Here is a 20,378-nt window from a genome sequence, read left to right on the forward strand (position 1 = left end):
GAGTCTTATCAGGCGGTGTGCAACCTCAAGCCGTAGACGTTGAGGATCTCGTTGATCGGCTGGAACCACGTGCGACCGCCGCTGGTGCAGTTGCCGTAGCCGCCGGACGTGACGCCCTGGGCCTGGTCACCGGTGATGAACGAACCACCGGAGTCGCCACCCTGGGCGCAGACGCTCGTGCCCGCCATCTGGTGCACGTCGCCCTGCGCGTAGCGGATCGTCTCGTTGCGGCTCTGGATCACGCCGCAGTGCCACTGGGTCGTCGAACCGGAGCGGCAGACCGAGGTGCCGACCGGCGCCTCCCACGAACCGCGCACCAGAGCGTCGGGCACGCGACCCCAGCCGAGCACGACCGGCACGGTCCACCAGCCGCCACCGGTGCGCACCCACGCGTAGTCGTTGCCGGGGAAGGACGAACCGGCGAAGTTGCCCTGGTAGGAGCGGTCCCAGCCGTACACGGCCGCGCCGTTGCCGCCGCAGTGGCCCGCCGTGACGTAGCCGCCGTGCACCGAGAAGCCGATGGAGCAGCGGACGTTGCCGGTGTAGTACGGGTCGCCGCCGACCGTGCCCGCCGCGAACGGCTGCGGCTGCTGGACGCCGTCGGTGCGCACGGTGATGGAGCCGAGCTGACGTGCCTTGTCCAGGAACGAGGCCACTTCAGCGGTCTGCTTGCCCGCCTCGACGTTCACCACGACCGTTCCGGTGCGGGGGTCGGGGTGCCAGCTCGCTACGGCGGACGGCACGGAGCCGGTCGCGGACAGCGCGTCGAGGCGGTTCTTCTGCGCCGCCATCGACCCCGCCGAGCGGCCGACGACGACGGTCTCCGCGCCGGTGGCCTCGACCTTGTGGGCGGCCTTGGCGTCGGTCACGGCCACGACCAGGCGGTTCTTGGCCTCGTCGAACCAGCTTCCGGCGTACGAGGCGCCGGCTTCGGTCTCGGCGCGCGGCGCGATGGCCGACGCGCGTTGTTCCTTCTCCAGACGCAGGCGCGCCTGGCTTTCAGTCAGCCCGAACGCCGAGCTCATCGCGGTGAGCAGGCCGGGTGACATCTCCTTCTCCGCGGCCTGGGCCGGAACGGTGAAGGTGGACCCGACCAGCACGAGTGCCAGCGCGGGCACGATTCTGGGCATGGTGAAGCGCATGCTCTTCTCCTTGTCCGTGCAGGGATCGCCACCCGCCCCGTTGCGAATGGCGACGAACATGAGAGCGCTCCCACCGTGCAGCAGGCAGACCTGGGTGGTCAACAGCTGACACCGGAACTGTCCTGCCCGATTCATGCCCGGATGGGCTGAATCGGGCGTCACTCCATGACGACGACCTGCCGGACGGCCTCGCCGGAGGCGAGCTTGGCGAACCCGTCGTTGATCTCGTCGAGCCCCAGCCGCCCGGACAGCAGGCCGTCGACCGGCAGCCGTCCCGCGCGGTAGAGGTCCACGAACCGCGGCACGTCCCGACGCGGCACGCACGAGCCGAGGTAGCTGCCTTTGAGCGTGCGTTCCTCGGCGACCAGGTTCAACGCGGGCAGCGACACGGTGCGATCGGGGTGCGGCAGGCCGACGGTGACCGTGGTGCCGCCCACGGCCGTCGCGGCATAGGCCTGTTCGAGCACCGCCGCGACGCCGGTCGTGTCGATGACCTTGTCCGCGCCACCGCCGGTCAGGTCGCGCACGTGAGCGACGACGTCCGGACCACCTGCGGCTTCGTGCGTCGCGCCGAGCCTGAGGGCGAGCTTGCGCTTGTGCTCGACCACGTCCACCGCGACGACTTGGGTAGCACCCGCCGTCACGGCCGCGAGCACCGCCGCCAGGCCGACGCCGCCGAGCCCGAACACCGCGACCCTGTCCCCCGGTTTCACCTCGGCGCTGTAGAACGCCGCTCCCGCGCCGGTCAGCACCGCGCAACCGAACAGCGCGGCGATGTCGAGCGGCAGGTCCTTCGGAACGAGGGTGGCCGACCGGTCGGAGATCACCGTGTACTCGGCGAATCCGGACACGCCCAGGTGGTGGTGCGGGCGCGTGCCGTCCGGGAGGGTCCAGCGCCGCTGCCCGCTGAGCAGCGTGCCGTCGCGGTTCGCCGCGGCTCCCGGTTCGCACAACGCCTGGCGGCCCGACGCGCAACGGCGGCAGGCACCGCACGCGGGCACGAACGACAGCACGACGTGGTCGCCCGGCGCGAACTCGGCGTTCGGGCCCGCCTCCACGACCTCGCCCGCCGCCTCGTGGCCGAGCACCATCGGCAACGGACGGATGCGCGAGCCGTCGATCACGGACAGGTCGGAGTGGCACAGGCCGGTGGCGTGCACGCGCACCAGCAGTTCGCCGGGACCGGGCGGGTCGAGTTCGAGCTCCACGATCTCGAGCGGCCCGCCGACTGCGGTCAGCACCGCGCCTCGCGTCTTCACGCCACCACCAGACCTTCCATCGCCGTGTGCAGACTCGTGGGGATCTCCACCGGTTTGCGCGTCGTCCGGTCCACGAAGACGTGCACGAAGTGGCCCTCCGCCACGACGTCCTCGCGTCCCTCGAAGAAGAACCCGACCTCGTAGCGCACGCTCGACCGGCCGAGGTGCCCGACGCGCAGCCCGGCGTCCAGCGCCTCCGGGAACGACACCGAGGCGCGGTAGTTGCAGTGGGACTCCACGCAGAGCCCGATCTGCGGCCCGGCCTGGATGTCCAGCCCGGCCTCGATCAGCCACGTGTTGATCACCGTGTCCATGAACGCGTAGTGGACGACGTTGTTCACGTGGCCGTAGACGTCGTTGTCCGCCCACCGGGTCGGAATCCGCTGCCAGTGCCGGTACTGCTCGCGCACCTAACCTCCGCTGTTTGATCGAACACCGTCAATCGAGTCTCCTGGTGAGCTCGACCCTCGACCGCACGCCGAGCCGCGCGAAGATGTTGCGCAGGTGGTGCTCGACGGTGCGGTGGCTCAGGAACAACCGCGCGGCGACCTCGCGGTTCGTGGCGCCCTCGGCGACCAGCCTGGCGATCTGCGCCTGCTGCGGCGTCAGGCCGGGGTGGTCCCTGGGCTCGCTCGTGGAGTCGCCGGCCGCGCGCAGTTCGGCGCGGGCCCGTTCGACCCAGTGGTCAGCCTGGTACGACTGGAAGATGCGCACGGCGTCACGCAGGTGTTCGCGCGCTGCCTTGGGTTTGCGCCCGCGCCGCAGCCGGTTCCCGTACAGCAGCTCGGTCTTGGCGAGCTCCAGGGCGGTACCGCTGGCGCGGTGCAGCCGGATCGCTTCCTCGAAGTGCTCGTCGGCGGTGCCGCTCTCCAGCAGGCCGTGGCAGCGGTGCGAGAGCGCCATGCGAGCCGTGCTTCCCGTTGTGCCGGCCCACTTCTCGAACGGCTGGAGCGCTCTGTCCGCTGTAGACGGTCTGCCGCACGCCACGGCCGCTTCCACCACGTGCGGTGCGGCCATCACCTTGATTCCGGCGTGACCGGGTTGCAGGCGAAGCCGGTCCAGCGCGTCGGCGGGCCGGTCGCGGGCCAGGTCGACGCACGCGAACGCCCAGGCGCCGAACGTGCCGGGCCGGGTCAGTCCGCGCTGGGTGATGTGCTCGGTGGCGGTGTCGATGCGGTGCAGCGCGGTGTCCGCGTCCCCGCGCAACGCCGCCAGCAGCGCGAGGATCGTCAGGTGGTCGACCACGGCGTTGTGCTGGCCGATCGCCGTCGCCGCGTGCACGCCCTCGGTCGCCGCCGTCAGTGCCGCCGCGTGCTGGTCCAGCAACAACGCCGACAACGCCCGGTACACCAACGCCCACGGCACCAGCGCGACGAATCCGCTCTCCCGCGCCGCCGTCACCGCGCTGGTCGCCATCTCGTGCGACCGCGTGGCGTCCCCGAGCACGTAGGCGGCCTGGCTCGCCCAGATCCGCGCCTGCGGTCCGGGGACCTGCTCGGCGAGGTCGACGACGGTGCGCAGCGCGGGCAACGCCTCGTCGTGCCGGCCGTCGAACGTCGCCAGCATGCCGGTGAGGTGGTCGAGCGTGAGCCGGGTGGCTGGCGGCTCGTCGTCGCGGCGGATCTCCTTCGCGAACTCGGCGACCGCGGTGTAGCGGCGGTGGTCCCCGGCGATGCTCGCCGCCTCGCCGGCGAACCCCAGCGCCGCGACTGCGAGCGCGCGACGTGTGCCGACCAGGCCTTTCGCGGCACGCACCAGCCGGTCCGCCGCCACGTCCGGGAGGCTCTCGCCGAGGTCGATGCCGCCGACGACCAGGTCCATGAGCGCTCTGAGTTCCGGGGTGTGGGTCATGCGGACCGCGGTGCGCAGGACGGCCCGCGACCGGTGCGGCGCTCCGTGCGCCCAGTGGTCGGCGGCGGCCTTGAGCAGGCGGTGCGCCTTCGCCTCGGGATCGGTCGTGAGCCGGGCCGCGCGGTCGTGGTCGCGGGCGGCGGTGGCGAAGTCGCCACACAGGCGGGCACGTTCGGCATGGGTGGTGAGGACGTCGGCGAGCCCGGCGTCCTGGGTCGTGACCGCCTGGTGCCACGTGCGCCGGGCACCTGGCGGCAACGTCTCCGCGAGTTCGGCGTGTGCCCTGCGCCGCAGCGGCAGCGGCACGTCCGCCTGCAGCGCGGACCGGACCAGCCTGCGCGGGTCGACCAACGGGCCCGCCTCGATCACCGCGTCCAGGTCGAGGGCCTCGGCGTCGATCTCCTCGTCGACCGCGGCCAGCGCGACGACGTGCTGTGCCCGGGACGAGAGAGTGTCGAACCGCGCTCGCCATCGCAGCCGCAGCGAACTGTTCTCCGGCAGCACCTCCGGCGCCGCCGCGACGCCTCCGAGCTGCGCGGACGTGAGCGATCCCGCCAGCTCGACCAGCGCCAGCGGGTTCCCGCAGGCGAGGTCGGCGAGGTCCGCGGCGAGCGTGGCGGGCAGGCCGGGCACCAGGTCGTGCAGCACCCGCAGGCTCGTCGCGGGGTCCAACGGGTCGAGCGTGACGCTGGGCAACCCGCACGCCTCGCCCTCGGTCGCGATGAGCAGCGCGGCCCTCGTACCGACGACGTCCCGTGCGAGTTGCAGGAGGTCATCGTCAAGTTCGCGGACGTCCACGCACAACAACGCGTCGTAGGTCTGCCGTACGGCGTCGAGCAGCGCCGTCTTGCCTGAACCCGCTTCTCCACGCAGCACGAGCACCCCGCCGCGCCCAACGCGCGCACGGTCCACCAACGCGTCCACGGCGACGCGCTGCCGCTCTCGGCCACGCAGCATCGGCCCAGTCTTACGGCGGTAGCGGCTCCTCCGGAAGGGGTACGACCCAAATTCACCTACCACCGTTAGTTTTGCCACCGAAGTTGTTCACCGAGACCGGTGGTTGCACCGATGCGGACCCGGCGGCCGGGGCAGCAGGGTCGAGGTCGTTCCTCCCCTGTTCCCTGCCGAATGAGGTGTACAGCGCTGTGCAACTCCGCACCCTGATCCCCATCGCACTCTCCCTGGTGCTCGTCACGGGCACTGAAGCCCGAGCGGCCGACAACCCGTACGAACGCGGCCCCGCGCCGACCAACTCGAGCATCGAGGCGACCCGCGGCTCGTTCGCCGTGTCGGAGACCTCGGTGTCGTCCCTGGTGGGCGGCTTCGGCGGCGGCACGATCTACTACCCGACCAGCACCTCCGCCGGCACGTTCGGCGCCTTGGTCATCTCCCCCGGCTACACCGGCACGCAGTCGAGCATCTCGTGGCTCGGCCCGCGCCTGGCCTCGCAGGGCTTCGTGATCTTCACCATCGACACGAACACGATCTACGACCAGCCCGACAGCCGCGCCTCCCAGCTCCTCGCGGCACTCGACTACCTGACGCAGCAGAGCACCGTCCGCACCCGAGTCGACTCCTCGCGCCTCGGCGTCATGGGCCACTCGATGGGCGGCGGCGGAACCCTGCGCGCCGCCAGCCAGCGCCCGGCACTGCAGGCGGCGATCCCGCTCACCGGCTGGCACACCACGAAGAACTGGTCGTCCGTCCGCGTCCCGACCCTGGTCGTCGGCGCCGAGAGCGACTCGGTCGCCCCGGTGTCGTCGCACTCCGAACCGTTCTACACGTCACTGCCGTCCACTTTGGACAAGGCGTACCTGGAACTCAACAACGCCTCGCACTTCGCACCCAACTCGTCGAACACGACGATCGCGAAGTACAGCATCTCGTGGCTCAAGCGGTTCATCGACAACGACACCCGCTACGAGCAGTTCCTCTGCCCGGCGCCGGGACGCAGCACGCTGATCGAGGAGTACCGGGACACGTGCCCGCACTCCTGATCCTCTGAACACGGGTCGCCGGGGTCGCAGCAGTTGGCGGTGACCCCGGGGGTGCCCCGCCCCGAGCGGGGCACCCCTCAGGCCCCCTACTTCACCGCGTAGGCCCTGGTGATCGTCTCCGTCACCGAGTTGCCCAGGACGTCGGTGGCCGTCGCGCGCAACGACGCGAAGCCCGTCGTCCCCGCCGGAAGCTCCAGCTTCCCGCCGGCGACCTTGACGCGCTGCCACGTGACACCGTCGTCGAAGGACACCTCCACCCCGATCGACCGCACGTTCGCCGACGGGGCACCAGGCTGATGCGCGACCGACACCGTGCCGCGCACCGGACCGTGCGCGGTGTTGTGGTCGTCGAGGTCCAGCGCGTACCGGATGTCGAGCAACGGCAACGCCGCACGCTCGTCCGTGCCGGAACGCGAGTGGAACCTCCACTCCGAACGCACCTTTGTGGACAGTGCGGGAGTGAGGTTGCCGGTCGGCCGAACGGCTTCGGCGGCGAGGGTGAACCAGCCCGCGCCCGACGGCACGTCGAACGTTCCCAGCGCCGCACGGTCGTTGCCGCGGCCGACCTCCTTGCCGTTCCGCGACAGCACGGTGGTGCCGGTGTGCGACGGGTCGAAGTAGCTGACCGTGCCGGGATCGCTGTCGGAGAACATCGGGATCATCAGGCTGATCCGATCACGCGACCGGTACGCCCACGGCAGCGGCTTGTCGTCCCCTCTCGCGATCGGCGGCGTGGTCAGCTCCGGGCCGAACGGCGCGGCGAAGACGCGGGAGGTCCGCTTCTCCCCCGCCTGGAGCCGCACGGGGAGCGTGATCTCCGAGTACGGCTGGCGACCGTCCGGCAGGAAGGCGCCCGCGTCGAACAACTGCACCGCGGCGGCGGGTGAGATGTAGTCGGTGCGGCGCTGCGGCCACTTCGACTCGACGTCCGCACCCGCCCGCATCGGCCCGACGGTCCACGAGGCGGCACCGAACCGGTACGTGTTCGCCGGCATGGTGTCGATCAGCCTGCGCTCGATCCGGCCGAGACCGGCCTTCGTGAACTTGAAGTCGTACCCGCCGGGCAGGCCCTTGACCTCCTGGCCGAGGAAGTACGCCACAGGGCTGTTGGGGCGCACTGACATCGTGGCTTCCACGGTTCGCTGTGCCATCAGGTTCTGCACGCGACGCAGCTCCGCGGAGTCGAAGATCAGGCCGGTGGGCAGCGCGGGCTCGGCGGCCGAACCCGAGTCGATGGTCGGGTTGAAGTAGGAGAGCACGGCCCGCGCGCCCTTCTGCTTCAACAACTCCACACCGCTCATCAGCTGCTCACCCGGCGGATAGACCGGGTCGTCCCAGTTCTTCGGCGTGATCACCGCGATCGCACCGGAGACGTCGGCCGCCTCGATCGACGCGCGGTCCGCCTCGCCGACGCCGACCAGCCGGCCCGTGTACCCGCCGGTGAAGTCGGTGGTCCACGGGAAGTACGTCTCGCCGAGTTCGAACCTTCCGGCCCCGCTCACCGTCGTCAGCGCCCACGGGTGGTTGAAGTAGCTGAGGTTCGTCAGCGACAGGCCGCGCACGTCCGGACCGGCGACGCTGTACAGCCTGGCGCCGTTCCTCGGCACGCCGCCACCGCGCAGGATGCCCGCGGACTCGAGTGGGCCGGACTCGTCGGGGTCGGACAGGAGCCCGAACCCGCCACCGAGCTGGGACCGCGCGTCCGGGTCGTCCACGCCGACCGTGATCGGCCTGCCCGCCATGGTGTTCGCGTCGACCGTCGTGTCCCCGGCGACCTCCACGCGCTGGGCGAAGAACGTGTTGTCGCCGGTCAGCTCCGCGATGAGACCCAGCACGCGGTAGGGACCGCTCGGCACGGTGAGGCTCAGCGAGTCGGTGGACGTGAAGTCCCCGAACGCCTGGCCGGTGCGCTCGTTCTGCACGATCACCAGCGACTGGAACGACTCGCCGGACCTCGGCGGGACCTTCACGGTCAGCGTCCGCTTCTCGCCGTTGAACTGACCGGTCACCGGGGTCGTCAGCACGACGTCACCGGCACGTGCCCGCAGCACCCCGGTGAGCTCGCCCGCCGTTTGCACCGTCGGACGCGCGGTCACCGTGACCGCCGCCGAACCGCCGGCCGGCACGGTCACCGACTTCTGCACCGAGAGCACGTTCTTGCGGTCGACCTCCAGGTCCAGCGCCAGAGTGACCGGCTTGTCGCCGGAGTTGACGTACGTGATCTCGCGGCGGGACTCGGTGGTGCCCCACACCGTGCCGAACCCGGCCACGCCCTCGGCGCGGACCTGTTGCGCGACACCGCGGGCGATGTCGAGCCTGCCCGCGCCCTGGGCCAGCGTGGAGATGCCCGGCAGTCGCCTGGACGAGCCGATCAACGCGTTCTTGATCTGCTCACCGGTCCAGTCCGGGTGCTGCTGCGCGAGGATCGCGGCGGCACCGGCGACGTGCGGCGACGCCATCGACGTGCCGGAGAGCCGCGCGTAGCTGTCGCCCACCGCGTATTCGGGCAGCAACCCGGCCGCACGCGCGGCGACGATGTCCGTGCCCGGTCCGGCGATCTCCGGCTTCAGCCCGAAGTCGCCCAGTCGCGGACCCTGGCTGGAGGTCAGGTTGAGCTTGTCCTGCTTCGTCACGTTCGCCACGGTGAGCGCGCGATCGGCGGCACCGGGGCTGCCCACGCTCTCGCGCAGCCCGTAGTTGCCCGCCGCGATGACGAACAGCGTGCCACTGGCCGCCGAGAGCTCGTTGACCGTCTGGGACATCAGGTCCGTGCCGTCGGTGACACCGCCGCCGAGGCTCATGTTGACGACGTCGGCGCCCTGCGCGACGGCCCACCGCATGCCGTTGAGGACCCAGTCCTCCCGGCCGCCGAACTCGCCGAGCACCTTGCCGACCAGCAGCCGTGCGCCGGGTGCGACGCCCTGGTAGCGGCCCTGCGACGCCGCGCCGCTGCCCGCGATCGTGCTCGCCACGTGGGTGCCGTGCCCGTCGAGGTCCCGCACACCCTCGCCGGTGAAGTCCGCCGAAGTGTCCACAACGGACTTGAGGTCCGGATGCGCGGTGTCGTAACCGGTGTCGAGGACGGCAACCTTCACGCCGTCGCCCCGGAAACCCGCCTGCCAGGCCTTCGGCGCACCGATCTGCTTCACGCTCTCGTCGAGCGTCGGCCGCACACGGCCGTTGAGCCAGGTCTTCTCCGCGCCGAGCCGAGCCGAGCCCCGCTCACGCCACCGTCCGGCCGCCTCGGCCTTCGGGATGTAGACCGCGTTGACGCCCGCCGTCAGGACGTTGGCGCCGGTCACGATCGTCGGCACGGTGGGCTCGTTGCGGTCGTCGTAGCCCTGCTGCACGAGCCCGGTGACGTCGAACAGCCGCTTGTCCAGCTTGCCGGCCTTCAGGTCCGCGACCGCGTCCTGCGGCACGACGTGATCGTGGCCGTCGAGCCGGTAGCGCCAGGCGCGCAACTGCTCGCGGCCCTTCGCCATCCGCACGGACGAGACGCGGTCGCCGTCCACGACGACCTGGTCGCCGGTGATCAGGGTGACGACACCGGGCGTGCCCACGGCCTGCGGCTCCGTTCCGCTCGCCGCCGCGGGTTTCGCCACCGCGACGGAGAGCAGGAGCGCGGCCGCGAGAGCCGCGCTTCGTTTTCTGTACATGCGATTCCTTCGAGCGGGGGTGGCCAGTTCCCCGAACGTAGGGCGTGCGAATCGTCCCGTCTGCGATCTTCATGACCTCTTCACAACAACCGGGATCTGTCGTCGAAGTTGACCAGCAGGTCGCACTTCCTGACACGCCTGCGAGGCTGACGTCAGGGCGCGCACCGGTAAATCCCGTGGCAACACCCGGCTTCTAGGCCGTCTGTCGCAGCGCGGGCGACACCCACGCCATCACGACGCCCACCAGCAACACCGCGAGGCCGGACGCGATCCCGGCCCGCGGATCACCGGCCGCGACCGACGCGGCACCGGCCACGGCCGCACCGAGAGGCCGGCCGAGGCCCCAGGCGATCATCCGCGCCGAGGTGTTGACCCGGGACTGCAGTTCCTCCGGGCACACCTGCTGCCGGTAGGTGATCCCGTTGATCACCACGATCGCGCCGACGACGCCCCAGAACGTCGCCGCCGCACAGGTCAGCAGCCAATGCCCGCTGACGAGCACGAGCACCCCTGCGAACAGGGAGAGCGGCAGGGCCGCGAGCGCCACCCTGGCGTTGCCCCAGCGCGCGGTCACCCGCGGCAGCAGGCGGGAGCCGATGATCGCGCCCAGGCCCCAGCAGCTGAACAGGGCCGCGAGCCTGACGTCGCCGTCCGGCGCGACACCGAGCACCTTGTCGGCGAACGGCACGAGCAGGGCCACCCACGCGCCACCGGACACCGAATGCGTCGCGCCGACGAGGGTGAGAATCCGGATGATCGGCTCGTGCCAGAGGAACCGCAGCCCTTCGCGCACGTCCTTGGCGAGTTCGCCGGCACCGCGCACCGGTCGTGGCGTGCCCAAGCTGCTGGTGATCGCGCGCAACAACAACGCCGAACCCACCGCCGTCAGCGCGTTCACGGCCAACAAAGCCGCTGGGGCAACGATCGCCACGAGCAGGCCCGTCACGCCGGGCACCACGAGTTCCACGATGGTGGTGCGCCCGAACAACGTCGAATAGGCCGTCGTCAGCTTTTCCTTGCCCACCAAGGCAGGCAGCGCCCCGAAGTTGGCCGCGTCGAAGAACACGAACGCCGTCTGCGTCGCGAACGCCACCACCACGACGTGCGGCGCGGTCAGGCCACCCGCCAGCCACGCCAGCGGCACGCTCAGCAGCACGGCGGCGACCGTGAAGTCCATCGCCACCATCATCACGCGGCGGTCGAGCCGATCCGCGAGCGCACCGGCCAGCAGCCCGAACACCAGGTACGGCAACGCCTCCGCCGCCGTGACGGCCGACGTCCAGCCCGCCGACCCGGTCAGCTGGTAGACGAGCACGGGCAGCGCCACCGCCGACACCACGGCGCCGACGACCGACAGCACCCGTGCGTTGAGGTAGCGGGCGAAGTCGCGCTCAGCACCCACCGCAACCACTACTCCCCCACCCCATCGCCGTACCGGGTGGCGATCGCCATCGCCCGTTCCCTCAGCGCTGCACGCAACCACGGCGGCTCAACGACTTCCGCCCCCGCTGACAGCCGCCACACCGCCCACTCCGCATGCCGGGAGTCCTGAAAGGTGACCTCCATCCGCTGCCAGCCGTCCTCGGTCTCCTCGGCGAGAACGGCCAGCGCGGTCCCCACCAGTTCCTCGCGCCGCGCCGGATGCACCCGCAGCAGCACGGCGACCTGGTCGCCGCCGGTCCGGAACCGCGTGCTGCGCTCCTGCCAGGCCCGGTCCAGGTCGACCCGATCGGCACGCTGCGCTGGTTCGTCCAGCTCCTCGGCGGCCAGGATCCGGGACAGCCGGTAGGTGCGGTCCTCCCCTGACCGCTGGGCCAGAAGATAACCCTGCTCGCGCACGGTGACCAGGCCGATCGGATCGACCGTGCGCCACTCGGGTGCCTTCTCGTGCGCCTCGTAGTGGATTCGCAGCCGGTGGCCCGCGAACACCGCGCGCCGGACCTCCGCCACCACCGCGTCCGGCAGCTCCTCCTCGGCCGCGCGACGGGACAGCAGATCGGTTTCCGGGTCGATGAGCAGTCGTTCCGCCGCACCGGCCGCCGTCAGCCGATAGCTCTCGGGCAGCGCGTCGACCACCTTGAGCATGGCCGAGGCGAGGGCCGAGCCGAGTCCGAACACCTGGGCGCCGCGCCGTGAACCGGCTACCAGCAGGGCCAACGCCTCGTCGTGGTTCAGCCCGGTGAGCTCGGTCTGGAAACCGGGCAGCAGCGCGAAACCGCCGTGCCGGCCGCGTTCGGCGTAGACCGGGACACCCGCTGCGGACAGCGCCTCGATGTCCCGCAGCACCGTCCGGGTGGAGACCTCCAGCTCGCGAGCCAACGCCGTCGCGGACAGCCGACCGTGCCGGCGCAGCAGCAGGACCAGGGAGACCAGCCGGTCGGCGCGCATGCGAAAACCCTACGGGAATACACGACACAGGATGTCGTGTATTGGTTGCGAGGCTGCGCAGCGAACATCCGAGATCCAGAATGGAGCTGTTGTGGCAGTGGAACGAACGCCGATCGACCCGTGGCCGTGGTCGGCGGAGCTGGGGTACCACCAGGGCGAGGTCGTCACCGGGCAGACGCGGACGCTCTTCTGCGCCGGGCAGACCTCGATGAACGGTGACGGCAAGCCCGAGCACGCCGGAGACATGGCCGCGCAGCTGGCACTGAGCCTCGACAACCTGGAAGCGGTGCTGGCCGAGGCGGGGATGTCGCTCGCGAACCTGGTGCGGCTCAACGTCTACACCACCGACGTCGACCTGCTGTTCCAGCACTACGGCGTGCTGGCGGCGCGGCTCGGCCAGGCGCGGGTGGCGCCGCCCACGACGATGCTCGGCGTGACGCGGCTGGCGATCCCGGACCTGATGGTCGAACTGGAGGGAACGGCGGTCGCGTGACGCTCAGGGTGGTGACGATCGGCGTCTACGGCTTCGACGAGGAGTCGTTCCTCCGGACGTTGCGAGAAGCGGACGTCGAGTTGCTGCTCGACGTCCGGCAGCGACGCGGTGTCCGCGGGCCCGAGTACGCCTGGGCGAACTCACGCCGGTTGCAGGCCGCGCTCGCGGAGGCCGGGATCGCCTACGAACACCACCCCGAACTCTCGCCGACGACCGAGTTGCGGCGGTTGCAGTACGCGGAGGACGACCGCCAGGGCGTGGGCAAGCGCAACCGCCGCGTGCTCGCCGGCGAGTACGCCCGCCGGTACACGGCGGAGATCCTCGGCAGTGCCGACCTGGCTCCCATCAGGTCGGCACTGCCGAGAGGCGCGGCGTTGTTCTGCGTCGAGCGCGACCCGGAGGCGTGCCACCGATCGTTGATCGCGGAGCGACTGCACGTCCAGGTCGAGCACCTCAGACCGTGATCAGCCAAGGCCGATCTGCTGGTAGAACGTCTGGTTGTCCCAGAAGAGGAACTCCTCGTCCATCGTGCCTCGCCGGTTCCACAACCCGACGGTGGCCATGTTGATGGCGTACTTCTTGCCCGTCGGCTGGATGAGACCGCCCTTGCCGTCCGGCATCGGCCGCGTGAAGGTGCCCTTCATGACGCCGGCGACCGCGCTCAGGCCGCCGTTCGCGACGCGCAGGTAGTGCGACTCGATGCGGGTGTCCGGCGCCCAGACGAACAGGGCCTTGAGGTCCTCGACGTGCCTGTCGATGCCGTCGGTGTAGTGGCCGTCTGGCCAGTGCACGCGGATGTTGCGGGCGTGACTCTCCCCCAGCCGCGCCCACTTCTGGTGACTGAAGACGTCGAAGTCGAGCTCGTCGAACGTCCTGAGGTTCTCCCGCTCCTCCCTGGTCAGGTCCTTGGCGAACGGCGGGTTCGGCACCGGCGTGGTGGCCGGGTCGGGCAGCGGCGTCCACGGCGAGTACCCGGCCGGAGCGGCGGCCTCGGCGACGCCACCGGTCACGGCGGTCAGCGCCATCGCGCCGAACGCGGCGGTGCTTCCCTGGGTGATGAGCGAACGACGGTTCAGCATCTCGTGCACCTTCCAACTCGGTGTGTGCACGAGAGCCTGGCACTAACTTTTCGTTAGCGCTATAGATTCAGCAGCGCTGTGATCTAGCTAGCATCAACCTCGATCGAGTCGATCGCGGCGGCCGCGAGCGGGGTCGCCGTCTCGGCGTAGCGGGTGGCCAGGGACTGGAACAACTGCTCCGCCTCGATCGCCGGCCAGTCGCCCGCGAGCAGCTCGGCCGGCAGATGGGGGTCCTGTCGCACGAGGTCGAGCCAGTCGGCGTGCAGCAGCAACTGGCGGGCCAGGTCGTCCGGCAACGAGCTGTCCGGCTCACGCCACTTCGTCAGGAAGTCCTGGTAGCGGGCGGCGATGGCGGCCGTGTCGAACGCACGGCGCGCCAGGTCCCCAGCCTCGGTCGGCTTGGCGTGCTGAGCGGTGAAGACGGTGACGTTCTCCGCGAGACCCTCGACCAGTTCGGTCACGTCGCGTGCGCCGGGGGCGATCCACAGGCCGTTCTGCACCGGGCCGAAGCCCGCCCACTGGAGCTGCGAGCGCAGGTCGTGCCGTTCGCCGCGGCGGCCCTCCGGCAGCGAGAAGCCGACCAGGGTCCAGGTGCCGTCCCAGTCGCGGTTGACCGCGCCGCGCTGCCAGATCCGGCGCTCGCCGTCCCGCAGGACGTCCGTCGCGCGCGGCGTGAGTCCGAAGTAGACCTTGCGGCCGCTGCGGTGCTTGGTGAGCAGCCCTCGTGAGGCCATGCGCGTCAGCGTCGAGCGCACCGCCTCCTCCGAGACGTCCACGCGCCCGAACACGTCGATCACGCTGCCCGAGTAGACCGCGATGCCGCGGTCGAACACGTACAGGCCGAGGAAGTTGAGCATCAAGGACTGGGGCGTCACGCAGCTCACGATACATGTTGGGCAACATCTTGACGAGCGTCATGAATATGCCTACCTTGAGTCGCGACCCCAACGGAGAGGACTCGCCTGATGGAGCTGTCGGGAAAGGTCGCGATCGTCACCGGCGCCGGCCGCGGGCTGGGCCGGGCGTACGCGGAAGCGTTGGCGCGCAACGGGGCCAAGGTCGTGGTCAACGACGTGGACGACGTCGCCGAGGAGGTCGCCGCGAGCATCGGGGGCCGCGCGGTGGTCGCGCCGGTCGGGTCCGCCGAGACCGCCGAGTTGCTCGTCGCGGCCGCCGTCGAGGAGTTCGGACGGCTCGACGTGCTGGTCACCAACGCGGGCATCCTGCGTGATCGCGTGCTGTGGAAGATGACCGACGACGACTTCGACGCGGTCATCAACGTGCACCTGCGCGGCACCTTCACGTGCGCCCGCGCGGCGGCCGTGCGGATGCGCGAGCAGGGCACGGGCGGCAGCCTCGTGCTGGTCGCGTCGCCCGCCGGCCAGCGCGGCAACTTCGGGCAGACCAACTACTCCGCCGCCAAGGCCGGGATCGCCGCCATGGCACGGACCTGGGCGTTGGAGCTCGCCCGCTCGGACATCGCCGTCAACGCGGTCGTCCCCGTCGCCGCCACCGAGATGACGCGGACGATTCCGGCGTTCGCGCCGTTGATCGAGGAGTCGGAACGAACCGGGGCGCCGCTGCCGGAGTGGGTGCGGCGCGACGAGGGCCTGGGCACCGTCGAGGACGTCGCCGACCTGATCGTCTACCTCGCCTCGGACGCGGCCAAAGGTGTTACGGGACAGGCGATCGGCATCGGCGGAGACCGGCTCGCACTGTGGTCGCACCCGGCCGAGAAGCAGGTCCTGTTCGCGGACGGCGGCTGGAACGCGGCCGCGATCGCCGAGCGGTTCAGCGAGTTCGAGGCCGAGACCTACGGGATCCCGATGCCGGTGGCCCGATGAATGTTCCCAAAATGGATGTGGACAGCCTCGTTGCCATCGACGTCCACACGCACGCGGAGATCTCCAGCGACGGCCACAGTTCGCTGAGCCCGACGCTGATCGAGGCGTCCGCCAAGTACTTCAAGTCCGCCCACCGCCAGCCGACGATCGCCGAGACCGCGGCCATCTACCGCGAGCGCAAGATGGCCGCGGTGATCTTCACGGTCGACGCGGAGCACGCCACCGGGCACCCGCGCATCTCCAACGAGGAGATCGCCGCGTCCTGCGCCGAGCACGCCGACGTGCTGATCCCGTTCGCGAGCGTCGACCCGTGGAAGGGTCGCACCGCCGTCCGGGAGGCGCGGAGGCTGGTCGAGGAGCACGGCGTGCGGGGCTTCAAGTTCCACCCCAGCCTCCAGGACTTCTCCCCGGACGACCGGATGGCGTACCCGCTCTACGAGGTGATCGAGGAGCTGGGCGTGCCCGCGCTGTTCCACAGTGGACAGACCGGGATCGGCGCCGGCGTGCCCGGCGGCGGTGGCATCAGGCTCAAGCACTCCAACCCGATGCTCGTGGACGACGTCGCGGTGGACTTCCCGCACCTGCGGATCGTGCTCGCGCACCCGTCGTTCCCGTGGCAGGACGAGGCGCTCGCGGTGGCCACGCACAAGCCGTTCGTGTACATCGACCTGTCCGGCTGGTCGCCGAAGTACTTCCCACCACAGCTCGTCCGCTACGCCAACACCCTGTTGCAGGACAAGGTCCTGTTCGGCTCGGACCATCCCGTGATCACCCCGGACCGCTGGCTGGCCGACTTCGCCAAGCTCGACATCTCCGACGAGGTCCGGCCCAAGATCCTCAAGCACAACGCCGCCCGTCTGCTCGGACTCGTCAAGGAGGACGCGTGACCATCTCCGTCCAAGGAATCGCCGAACTCAAGGCCCTGGCAGGAAGCAGCCTCGGCCACACCGACTGGCTCCAGATCGACCAGGCTCGCGTCGACACGTTCGCCGCCGCCACCGACGACCACCAGTGGATCCACGTCGACCCGGAACGCGCCGCCACCGGACCGTTCGGCGGCACGATCGCGCACGGCTACCTGACGCTGGCGCTGCTCATCCCGTTGATGACCGAACTGCTCGACGTCTCGGGCGTGCGGATGAGCCTCAACTACGGGCTGGAGAAGGTGCGGTTCCCCGCGCCGGTGCCGGTCGGGGCCAAGATCCGGCTGCTGGGCCAGGTCGAGTCGGTCGAGGACGTGCCGGGCGACGGCGTTCAGCTCACCGTCGACTTCACCGTCGAGATCGAGGGCTCCGCGAAGCCCGCTTGCGTCGCACGTGCCGTCTACCGCCACTACGCATGAGGTGAAGTCATGGCGACAACAACGCAGTTACGCCGTGCGGTCGCGTCGAGCTTTCTCGGCAGCGTGATCGAGTACTACGACTTCCTGCTCTACGCCACGGCCTCCGCGGTCGTGTTCAACAAGGTCTTCTTCTCCTCGCTGGACCCGTTGGTCGGCACGATCGCGAGCTTCGGCACGTTCGCCACCGGCTACCTCGCCCGGCCGCTCGGCGGAGTCCTCTTCGGACACTACGGAGACTTGCTGGGGCGCAAGAAGATGCTCGTGCTCACCATGAGCCTGATGGGTGTGGCGAGCTTCCTGATCGGTCTGCTGCCCACCTACGCCCAGGTCGGCTGGCTCGCTCCGGCCGGACTGATCCTGCTGCGTATCGTGCAGGGCATCTCCGTGGGCGGAGAGTGGGGCGGCGCCGTGCTCATGTCGGCCGAGCACGCCACCTCCCGGCGCGGGCTGTGGGCGAGCTTCACCAACGCGGGCGCGCCGTGCGGCATGGTGCTGTCGACGCTCGCTTTGAGCGGTACCGCGGCGCTGGTCGGTGAGAAGGCCTTCCTCGAGTGGGGCTGGCGGGTGCCGTTCCTGCTGAGCCTGGCGCTGCTCGGCGTCGGCCTGTTCGTGCGGATGAAGGTCGAGGAGACGCCGGTCTTCAAGGCGGAGCGGAAGCCCGGCTCGATGCCGTTGCTCGACGTGCTGCGCAACCATCCGCGCACGCTGCTGCTGGGGATCGGCGTCGGCCTCTCGGCGTTCGTCGCGCAGTCGACGTTGACGACTTTCATACTCGCGTACGGCGTTCAGGCGGGCAACAGCAGGCAGACGATCCTCAACGCGCTGACGCTGTCCTCGGCGCTCGCGGTGATCGGCATCCTCGGCTGGTCGTCGGCGTCGGACCGGTTCGGGCGCAGGCCGGTCGTGCTCGTCGGCGCCGTGCTCATGGCCGCGTTCGGGTTCTTCCTGTTCCCGTTGGTGGACAACGGGTACGTGGTCATCGCGCTCGTGCTCGGCCAGGCCGTGATCCATCCGATGATGTACGGGCCGCTCGCCGCGCTCTACAGCGAGCTGTTCAACACCGGCAGCCGCTACACCGGTGCCTCGCTCGGCTACCAGCTCGCGGGCCTGGGCGCAGGACTCGCGCCGTTGCTCTTCGCCCAGGTGCAGAGATCGGCCGGCACGGGTGCGATTCCGTTCATCCTCGCGGCCTTCTGCCTGCTCACCGTGGTGTGCACGGTGATCCTGCGGGAGACCAGCCGGACCAGCCTGACAGGAGACAGGAATGCGGAACTCGGGGCTGGGCAGCTGGCCACACCGCCGCGCACGCATGGCGCCGAAGCGTGAAGCACTGACCTACGACGGAGTCTCCACCTCCTACGAGGAAGTCGCCGTCCGCACGACTCGGCTGGCGTGGCGGTTGCGGGAGCTCGGGGTCCGGCACGGTGACCGGGTCGCGTACCTCGGGCCGAACCACCCGTCGTTCGCCGAGACCCTGTTCGCCACGCACCAGCTGGGCGCGATCTTCGTGCCGTTGAACTTCCGCCTCACCCCGGCGGAGATCAACTACCAGCTCGCCGACTGCGGAGCGCACGTGCTGGTGCACGCGCCTTCCCACGTCGTGGAGCACCCACGGGCGGTGTCGCTCGCCACGTACGAGGACTGGCTTCTCGGCGGTTCGGACGAACCGCTGGACGAGCCGGTCGGCATCGACGACGCCGCTCTGATCCTCTACACCTCCGGCACGACGGGCAGGCCCAAAGGCGCGATTCTGAGCCACGCCAACCTGTTGTGGAACACCTTCAACCTGATGATCGGCGTCGACATCGCCTCCGACGAGGTCGCGCTGATCACCGCGCCGCTCTTCCACGTCGCCGCACTGACCCAGACGTTGCTGCCCACCTTCATCAAGGGTGGGCACAGCGTGATCGCCTCGCACTGGGACGTCACCGAGTGCGTCTCGCTGATCGAGAACCACGGCGTGACGTGGATGTTCGGCGTGTCCACGATGTACGCGGACCTGGCGTCCTCGTCGCTGTGGCAGACGGCGGACCTGTCGTCGTTGCGCGTGCTGCTGTGCGGCGGGGCGGCGGTGCCGGACGCGGTGATCCACACCTATCAGGACCGGGGCCTGGTGTTCTGCCAGGGCTACGGCCTCACCGAGACCGCGCCGGGTGCCACCTTCCTGGAGGCTTCCGACAGCGTTCGCCGGGCGGGTTCGGCGGGACCGTGCGTGTTCTTCGGCGACCTGCGGCTGGCCGACACCGGCGAGATCGAGGTGCAGGGCCCCAACGTCACCCCCGGCTACTGGAACGACCCGGTCGCCACCAGGGCCGCGTTCACCGAGGACGGCTGGTTCCGCACCGGCGATCTCGGGCGGCTCGACGACGGTCACCTGTACGTCCTCGACCGGCTCAAGGACATGTACATCTCCGGCGGCGAGAACGTCTATCCGGCCGAGGTGGAGAACGCGATCACCTCGCACCCGGACGTGGCGGAGGTCGCCGTCGTCGGGGTGCCGGACCAGCGGTGGGGCGAGGTCGGACGCGCGTTCGTCCGGCCCCGCGACGGCGCCGTGGTCGACGCGGCCGGGTTGCGGGAGTTCCTGCTGCCGCGCCTGGCGAAGTACAAGATCCCGGTGCACGTCGAGGTGGTGTCCGAACTGCCGCGAACGGGCTCCGGGAAGGTCCTCAAGCCCGCGCTGCGCCGGTTGCCGCTGTGACCTCGTGCCGGGCCAGGATCGTCTGGACCGCCTCGTCCACCGAGTGGGCCATGGCCTTCTCGGTGGGCGCCCAGTTCATCAGCAGCATCCGGGGCCAGAACGCGAAGTTCGAGATCATGCCGAGGAACTGGGTGGCGGCCAGGATCGGGTCCCCGACTTCCAGGGTGCCGGCCTCGTGCTCGGCGGCGAGGTAGTCGCGGACCGCGTCGAAGAACGGCTGTTTGCCCAGCTTGAACTGGGTCTGGCCGAGCTCGGGGAAGCGGGGCGCCTCCGCGATGACGATGCGGAACAACGCGACCATGCCCGGCCGCGTCAGCAGCGCCACGTACCGGTTGCCGAGCACGGTCAGGCCCTTCCCGGGGTCGCCCGGCGGCGGGGTGAGCGCGCCCTCCTCCGTGCGCCAGTAGTCCGTGACGATCGCGTCGAACAGTTCGGCCTTCGTCGGGAACTGCTTGAACAGCGTCGCCTTCGACACCCCGGCCGCGTCGGCGATGCGCGCGAGCGAGGTCTTGTCGTAGCCGGATTCCAGGAACAGCCCTGTCGCCGCGTCGACGATCGCCGTCCGCTTCTGCTCCGCCATGCGTTCGTGGTAGGTCGGCACGCCCTCCAGTATGCCATGAGGT

At 70.3% G+C, this 20,378-nt stretch carries 18 protein-coding genes; 8 read left to right on the forward strand and 10 right to left on the reverse strand.

The features are described 5' to 3' along the window. Window positions 1–8 precede the first annotated feature (8 nt). From BM417_RS30180 to BM417_RS30195, 4 genes are all read right to left on the reverse strand, one after another. Complete coding sequence (locus tag BM417_RS30180) at window positions 9–1,130, reverse strand: S1 family peptidase (RefSeq protein ID WP_218164627.1); 1,122 nt, start codon at window positions 1,128–1,130, stop codon at window positions 9–11. A 170-nt stretch (window positions 1,131–1,300) separates the two neighbouring features. Continuing rightward, on the reverse strand, window positions 1,301–2,401 hold the full coding sequence (locus BM417_RS30185; protein ID WP_093601587.1) for a zinc-binding dehydrogenase: 1,101 nt from the start codon (window positions 2,399–2,401) through the stop codon (window positions 1,301–1,303). Next, a complete protein-coding gene (locus BM417_RS30190) occupies window positions 2,398–2,811 on the reverse strand; it encodes an acyl-CoA thioesterase (protein ID WP_093601589.1) in 414 nt (137 codons plus the stop codon). Before BM417_RS30190 ends, BM417_RS30185 begins: the two co-directional genes overlap by 4 nt. Before the next feature lie 28 nt (window positions 2,812–2,839). Next, on the reverse strand, window positions 2,840–5,209 hold the full coding sequence (locus BM417_RS30195) for a helix-turn-helix transcriptional regulator (RefSeq protein ID WP_093601591.1): 2,370 nt from the start codon (window positions 5,207–5,209) through the stop codon (window positions 2,840–2,842). A 188-nt stretch (window positions 5,210–5,397) separates the two neighbouring features. On the opposite strand from BM417_RS30195, the gene bdeA reads away from it, so the two are divergent. Then, window positions 5,398–6,249 carry a bis(hydroxyethyl) terephthalate hydrolase gene (gene bdeA, locus BM417_RS30200; RefSeq protein WP_218164605.1) on the forward strand — a complete coding sequence of 284 codons (852 nt, stop codon included), beginning with the start codon at window positions 5,398–5,400 and terminating at the stop codon, window positions 6,247–6,249. Window positions 6,250–6,335: 86 nt separating this feature from the next. Here bdeA and BM417_RS30205 read toward each other — a convergent pair whose 3' ends face one another. The 3 genes from BM417_RS30205 to BM417_RS30215 all read right to left on the reverse strand — a co-directional run bounded on the left by BM417_RS30205 (window position 6,336) and on the right by BM417_RS30215 (window position 12,296). After that, window positions 6,336–9,908 (reverse strand): S8 family peptidase, encoded by a 3,573-nt coding sequence (locus BM417_RS30205; RefSeq protein ID WP_093601593.1) that lies wholly within the window; start codon window positions 9,906–9,908, stop codon window positions 6,336–6,338. A 193-nt stretch (window positions 9,909–10,101) separates the two neighbouring features. After that, window positions 10,102–11,310: an MFS transporter gene (locus tag BM417_RS30210; protein ID WP_245822252.1), complete on the reverse strand. Its 1,209-nt coding sequence runs from the start codon at window positions 11,308–11,310 to the stop codon at window positions 10,102–10,104. Window positions 11,311–11,318: 8 nt separating this feature from the next. Further along, window positions 11,319–12,296, reverse strand: coding sequence for a helix-turn-helix transcriptional regulator (locus BM417_RS30215; RefSeq protein WP_093601597.1), 978 nt, complete (start codon window positions 12,294–12,296; stop codon window positions 11,319–11,321). 97 nt (window positions 12,297–12,393) lie between these two features. On the opposite strand from BM417_RS30215, the gene BM417_RS30220 reads away from it, so the two are divergent. Then, the gene (locus BM417_RS30220) at window positions 12,394–12,789 is read left to right on the forward strand and encodes a RidA family protein (RefSeq protein ID WP_093601599.1); all 396 of its coding nucleotides are present in this window, start codon (window positions 12,394–12,396) and stop codon (window positions 12,787–12,789) included. Further along, complete coding sequence (locus tag BM417_RS30225; RefSeq protein ID WP_093601601.1) at window positions 12,786–13,253, forward strand: DUF488 domain-containing protein; 468 nt, start codon at window positions 12,786–12,788, stop codon at window positions 13,251–13,253. Before BM417_RS30220 ends, BM417_RS30225 begins: the two co-directional genes overlap by 4 nt. Here BM417_RS30225 and BM417_RS30230 read toward each other — a convergent pair whose 3' ends face one another. Continuing rightward, the gene (locus tag BM417_RS30230; RefSeq protein ID WP_093602064.1) at window positions 13,254–13,868 is read right to left on the reverse strand and encodes an ester cyclase; all 615 of its coding nucleotides are present in this window, start codon (window positions 13,866–13,868) and stop codon (window positions 13,254–13,256) included. Between the two features lie 83 nt (window positions 13,869–13,951). Then, window positions 13,952–14,743: a PaaX family transcriptional regulator gene (locus BM417_RS30235; RefSeq protein WP_245822253.1), complete on the reverse strand. Its 792-nt coding sequence runs from the start codon at window positions 14,741–14,743 to the stop codon at window positions 13,952–13,954. 90 nt (window positions 14,744–14,833) lie between these two features. Between BM417_RS30235 and BM417_RS30240 the strand changes: the two genes are divergently transcribed. Genes BM417_RS30240 through BM417_RS30260 form a run of 5 tightly spaced genes read left to right on the forward strand, consistent with a single transcriptional unit; the run spans window position 14,834 to window position 19,755 of the window. Beyond that, window positions 14,834–15,712, forward strand: a complete 879-nt coding sequence (locus tag BM417_RS30240; RefSeq protein WP_093601605.1) for an SDR family oxidoreductase — start codon at window positions 14,834–14,836, stop codon at window positions 15,710–15,712. A gap of 11 nt (window positions 15,713–15,723) precedes the next feature. Beyond that, window positions 15,724–16,599, forward strand: coding sequence for an amidohydrolase family protein (locus BM417_RS30245; protein ID WP_093601607.1), 876 nt, complete (start codon window positions 15,724–15,726; stop codon window positions 16,597–16,599). After that, window positions 16,596–17,054: a MaoC family dehydratase gene (locus BM417_RS30250; protein ID WP_093601609.1), complete on the forward strand. Its 459-nt coding sequence runs from the start codon at window positions 16,596–16,598 to the stop codon at window positions 17,052–17,054. The genes BM417_RS30245 and BM417_RS30250 overlap by 4 nt, the downstream gene beginning before the upstream one ends. Before the next feature lie 9 nt (window positions 17,055–17,063). Beyond that, the gene (locus tag BM417_RS30255) at window positions 17,064–18,380 is read left to right on the forward strand and encodes an MFS transporter (RefSeq protein ID WP_093601611.1); all 1,317 of its coding nucleotides are present in this window, start codon (window positions 17,064–17,066) and stop codon (window positions 18,378–18,380) included. After that, complete coding sequence (locus tag BM417_RS30260) at window positions 18,319–19,755, forward strand: acyl-CoA synthetase (protein ID WP_093601614.1); 1,437 nt, start codon at window positions 18,319–18,321, stop codon at window positions 19,753–19,755. Before BM417_RS30255 ends, BM417_RS30260 begins: the two co-directional genes overlap by 62 nt. Here the strand turns inward: BM417_RS30260 and BM417_RS30265 are convergent. Then, on the reverse strand, window positions 19,724–20,356 hold the full coding sequence (locus BM417_RS30265; RefSeq protein ID WP_245822254.1) for a TetR/AcrR family transcriptional regulator: 633 nt from the start codon (window positions 20,354–20,356) through the stop codon (window positions 19,724–19,726). The two genes, BM417_RS30260 and BM417_RS30265, sit on opposite strands and share 32 nt — an antisense overlap. Window positions 20,357–20,378 lie beyond the last annotated feature (22 nt).

It is taken from the genome of Lentzea waywayandensis (assembly GCF_900115955.1).
GTDB lineage: Bacteria > Actinomycetota > Actinomycetes > Mycobacteriales > Pseudonocardiaceae > Lentzea > Lentzea waywayandensis.

Excerpts from the sequence above, each read along its gene's own strand:
- BM417_RS30205 (WP_093601593.1), bottom strand. The coding sequence starts at position 9,908 with ATGTACAGAAAACGAAGCGCGGCTCTCGCGGCCGCGCTCCTGCTCTCC.
- BM417_RS30215 (WP_093601597.1), bottom strand. The coding sequence starts at position 12,296 with ATGCGCGCCGACCGGCTGGTCTCCCTGGTCCTGCTGCTGCGCCGGCAC.
- BM417_RS30180 (WP_218164627.1), bottom strand. The coding sequence starts at position 1,130 with ATGCCCAGAATCGTGCCCGCGCTGGCACTCGTGCTGGTCGGGTCCACC.
- BM417_RS30245 (WP_093601607.1), top strand. The coding sequence starts at position 15,724 with ATGGATGTGGACAGCCTCGTTGCCATCGACGTCCACACGCACGCGGAG.
- BM417_RS30255 (WP_093601611.1), top strand. The coding sequence starts at position 17,064 with ATGGCGACAACAACGCAGTTACGCCGTGCGGTCGCGTCGAGCTTTCTC.
- BM417_RS30240 (WP_093601605.1), top strand. The coding sequence starts at position 14,834 with ATGGAGCTGTCGGGAAAGGTCGCGATCGTCACCGGCGCCGGCCGCGGG.
- BM417_RS30230 (WP_093602064.1), bottom strand. The coding sequence starts at position 13,868 with ATGCTGAACCGTCGTTCGCTCATCACCCAGGGAAGCACCGCCGCGTTC.
- BM417_RS30195 (WP_093601591.1), bottom strand. The coding sequence starts at position 5,209 with ATGCTGCGTGGCCGAGAGCGGCAGCGCGTCGCCGTGGACGCGTTGGTG.
- BM417_RS30260 (WP_093601614.1), top strand. The coding sequence starts at position 18,319 with ATGCGGAACTCGGGGCTGGGCAGCTGGCCACACCGCCGCGCACGCATG.